The 4,352-nt window shown below is 45.6% G+C and carries 5 protein-coding genes; all 5 read left to right on the plus strand.

Annotated features, from left to right (window positions below; all coding sequences use genetic code 11):
• Positions 1-161 (plus strand): GAF domain-containing protein (locus tag V5298_RS16975; protein ID WP_332932625.1); only part of this gene is annotated, 161 nt, incomplete at its 5' end.
• Positions 158-448 (plus strand): hypothetical protein, encoded by a 291-nt coding sequence (locus tag V5298_RS16980; RefSeq protein WP_332932621.1) that lies wholly within the window; start codon positions 158-160, stop codon positions 446-448. The genes V5298_RS16975 and V5298_RS16980, both read left to right, overlap by 4 nt.
• 18 nt (positions 449-466) lie before the next feature.
• Positions 467-1,126 carry an RNA chaperone ProQ gene (gene proQ / locus V5298_RS16985; protein WP_332932622.1) on the plus strand — a complete coding sequence of 220 codons (660 nt, stop codon included), beginning with the start codon at positions 467-469 and terminating at the stop codon, positions 1,124-1,126.
• 1 nt (position 1,127) lies between these two features.
• Positions 1,128-3,167, plus strand: a complete 2,040-nt coding sequence (prc, locus tag V5298_RS16990; protein ID WP_332932623.1) for a carboxy terminal-processing peptidase — start codon at positions 1,128-1,130, stop codon at positions 3,165-3,167.
• 87 nt (positions 3,168-3,254) lie between these two features.
• Positions 3,255-4,352, plus strand: a 1,098-nt coding sequence (locus V5298_RS16995) for a sodium-dependent transporter (RefSeq protein ID WP_332932624.1), incomplete at its 3' end; no start/stop codon positions are given.

Raw genomic sequence — 4,352 nt, forward strand, 5'->3', positions numbered from 1 at the left:
GTGATGCAGCGTCTAACTCAGAAATTGTGGTTCCGCTTATATACAACGACAAGCTTATTGGTGTGCTGGATATCGACAGCCCCATTACCCATCGTTTTAATCAGAGCGATAGACAAGGGCTTGAAGCCTTAGCCGCAACATTCATCGACACACTATCATGAAAGATAATGTAGATATTCATGTCATATTGGCCACACCGGAAGATATGGAAGATAAATATGACGAGCCGGATGAAGCTGCGGAGCGATTAAATTTCATACTGCACTGTATTTATGACCGTGCGGATGAAGACGTAGAAACCCATTGGCTTGAACGTTTATTGCACTATACTTGGGAAACATGGCATCAAAGTGGAAATTTATTGGACATTGAGGACGATGAATTGCTTGATTGGGTTGACCACACGCTGGCAACTTGGGATGATGCGGACAATGACGACTATTATTAACCTGCACGTAAAGAATTAATGGAATCACCAGAGAAGTTTTCAAACAGTAAAGATGTTATCGCCTTTTTGGCTGAATCGTTCCCCAACTGTTTTTCCACGGAAGGCGAAGCCCGTCCCCTGAAAATAGGTATTTTTCAGGACCTGGCCGCACGACTGGAAAACGATGAGCGTATTAGTAAAACGCTATTGCGTTCTACCTTACGCCATTACACCAACAGTTGGCGGTATCTTCATAGTATTAAGGAAGGGGCTTACCGTGTTGATCTTGATGGTAATCAAGATGCACAAATCGAAAAGGAGCACGCCGATCACGCAAAGCAGCAACTTGACGAAAGTAAAGCCAAAGCCGCAGAAAAACGAAAGGCAAAACAAAAAGTCCAAGGGGATAAACGCCCATTTCCCAAGAAAAGTCGACCTGAGGGGGAGAATACGCCACCTCAGCGAGCTAAAAAGGGAACTAAATCAAAATCCGACAGACCAATAAAGACACCTCCTGCGAAACTGACTGAATCCGACATTCAGGAAGGCACAGCTGTTACCGTTAAACTGGGCAAAACGCCAATGCATGCAGTGATCACTGATGTTTCCAAAGATGGCATTCATGTTCAGTTAGACTCGGGTATGGTGGTAAAAGTCAGCGCAGACGCTTTACGTTTGGCGAATTCCAAGAGGTCGTAATATGAAAGAAATCCTTCGCATTTCCATTGCCAGTGCTTTTTTGTCAGTCAGTATTGGCGCGGGTGCAATCACAACTACTGAAGACGTTGAAAACCTGCCTGTTTTACAACAGGAAAGCCAGCATAGTGTGGCTGCAAAACGTGTCAGTGCGCTCTTTACTCGGGCTCACTACAAGGAAATCGCGTTGGATGATGCCTTGTCGGAAAAAATTTACGATCGTTTTTTACGGTCGTTAGACAGCGGCAAACAGATCTTTTTAAAATCAGACATTGACGGTTTCGACGCTTATAAAGACAGTTTCGACGAAGCCCTCGCGCGCGGAAATCTCTCTATTGCATACGATATGTATAACCTCAGCGCGAAACGCCGGGCTGAACGTTATGAGTATGCTCTTAGTTTGCTTGACGAACCCTTCGATTTCGAAAAAGAAGGCGACAAGTTTTATTATGATCGAGAAGATGCACAGTGGCCTGTATCAGAAGAAGAACTCGATGAATTATGGCGTCAACGGGTTAAATATGATGCCCTAAATCTCATTTTGGCGGATAAAACCTGGGATGAAGCGAAAGACCTACTAACTAAACGCTATACCCGTGCCATCAAACGCCTTACCCAAGCAGAAAGTGAAGATGTTTTTCAAACAGTGATGAACTCCTTTGCCCGAAGCATTGAGGCCCATACCAGTTATTTATCCCCCCGTAATGCCGATCGTTTCGAAATGGAAATGAATTTATCCTTTGAAGGTATCGGTGCGGTTTTACAAAGTGAAGATGATTACACAGTTATAAAAAGTGTGGTGCCAGGCGGACCTGCGGACAAGTCAAACGCATTAAAACCCGAAGATAAGATTATCGGTGTGGCACAAGATGACGATGAATTTGTCGATGTAGTGGGCTGGCGTCTTGATGAAGTTGTGGATCTGATCAAAGGGCCGAAAGGCAGCACGGTCCGCTTACAAATTCAAAAAGGGGCAACAGAAAGCAAGGCCATGTCTGTTGTTAGCTTGACTCGAGATAAAATTAAACTTGAAGATAGAGCCGCTAAATCTGAAGTTTATGAACCGAAAAGCGGTAACTATGAAGGTGAAAAGCTTGGCGTGATCACCATCCCCAGCTTTTACAACAACCTTCATGCGGATGTGAAAAAAGAGCTTGAATCCCTTAAAGCACAGGATGTGAAAGGCGTTATCGTCGATTTACGTGGTAACGGTGGTGGCTCATTAACCGAAGCAACCCTGCTCACAGGTCTATTCATTGAAAAAGGCCCGGTGGTACAAATTCGCTACGGTGAAGGTAAGGTGAGTGTTAATCGTGATACCGACGGCCTGGTGACATATGATGGCCCGCTTACCGTATTGGTTGATCGCTACAGCGCGTCAGCATCAGAGATTTTTGCCGCCGCTATGCAGGATTATCATCGTGCGTTGATTGTTGGCGAGCAAACTTTCGGTAAAGGTACCGTGCAGCAGCACAGAGGGTTAGGGCGTATTTACGACCTGTATGATAACCCCCTTGGCAGCGTGCAGTTTACCATCGCTAAGTTTTATCGTATTGATGGCGGCAGTACCCAGCACAAGGGTGTGGTGCCGGACATCCTATACCCATCCCCTATCGATCCCGCTGAATGGGGCGAAAGTGAGGAAGAAAACTCCCTCCCTTGGGATAGCATTAGCCGGGCAAACTACACAACCTTTGGCGACAGCCAGGGCGCGTTAGATATTTTAGCCGCAAAACATAATGCCCGGGTGTTAAAAGATCCTGAGTTTAAATATTTAGCGGAAGATATTGAAGAATATCGTAAGAACAAAGATAAAAAGTACATTTCCTTGGTGAAGTCTGAACGCGAAGCCAAAAAAGAAGAAGCATTGGCAGAGGAATTAAAACGGGCCAATGAGCGACTCGCTCGCATGGGTAAAGAGCCCGTGGAATCGTTGGATGATTTACCTGATGAGCTTGAAGAGTTAGATCCTTTTCTTGATGAAACAGCCAATATCACCTTTGATATGCTTGATACCGGAAAGTACGCAATTCACCATCAATAAGCCATAAAATACAGGGCTGGTGCTAATAGCCAGCCCTTTTTTTATGCTGCAGTAATACATTAAAACAATAATAAAAGGACAACCTTCATGGCGATGCGAGGAGAATTTTCTTCACGGATAGGCTTCATACTTGCCGCAGCAGGTTCCGCTGTGGGTTTGGGGAATATTTGGGGCTTCCCTACACAAGTTGCCACCAATGGTGGTGCAGCTTTTGTTCTGGTCTATCTTGTTCTGGCGTTTTTACTTGCTTATCCGGTCCTAATGGCTGAGCTTATTATTGGTCGATCTAATCGCTCCAATATGGTTGAAGCCCTCACGAAAATATCCGGCAGCAGCATTGGTACCATAACGGGCTTATGGGGATGCGTAACTGTGTCGCTCATACTGGCCTTCTACGCCATTGTCGGTGGCTGGATGGTGGCTTATTTTACCGATGCTATGGCCCAGATTTTACAGTTCGACGGTACCTCTGAGTGGCTACTTGGCTTTTCCAATAGCCGTAACCTGGTATTCTGCGGCATCTTCATGGTGCTTACCGCGTCAATTGTTCTAGGTGGTGTGAAGTCCGGTATCGAAAAATGGTCGGTACGTCTTATGCCTACACTGGTCATTATTATTTTGGCGCTGATTGTTTATGTGAGTTTTCAACCTGGTGCCAGTGAAGGGTGGAACGCCTACCTTTGGCCAGATTTCAGCCGCGTCTTAGATCCCGATCTTTTAATTAGTGCCATGGGACAAGCGTTTTTCTCCATGTCTCTAGGGGTAGGTACCATGTTGGTTTATGGTTCTTATTTGTCCAAGCATGAAAATCTGCCTTCCATAGGTGCCTCTGTGGCTTTAGTTGACATCGGTGTGGCGATTATTGCGGGCATGCTCATTATTCCCGCTATGTACGTGGCGCAAACGAATGGGGTGGAGATCTTTACCGCTGATGGAGCGTTGATTGAAGGTGACCAACTCATTTTTAATGTCCTTCCAGCCCTTTTTAATTCCATCGGTTCCGTGGGTGTCTTTGTGGCATGTGCCTTTTTTGCGTTAATGGTTATCGCCGCGGTGACTTCGTCGATCTCCATGTTGGAGGTACCTGTTGCCTATCTGGTGGAAAATCAGGGGCAGAAGCGTTCTCATGCAGTTTGGATCATGGCAGCCCTGATATTCCTATGCAGTGGCATAATTATTTTCAAT

This window comes from Alteromonas sp. 14N.309.X.WAT.G.H12 (assembly GCF_036697315.1).
Classification (GTDB): Bacteria; Pseudomonadota; Gammaproteobacteria; order Enterobacterales; family Alteromonadaceae; genus Alteromonas.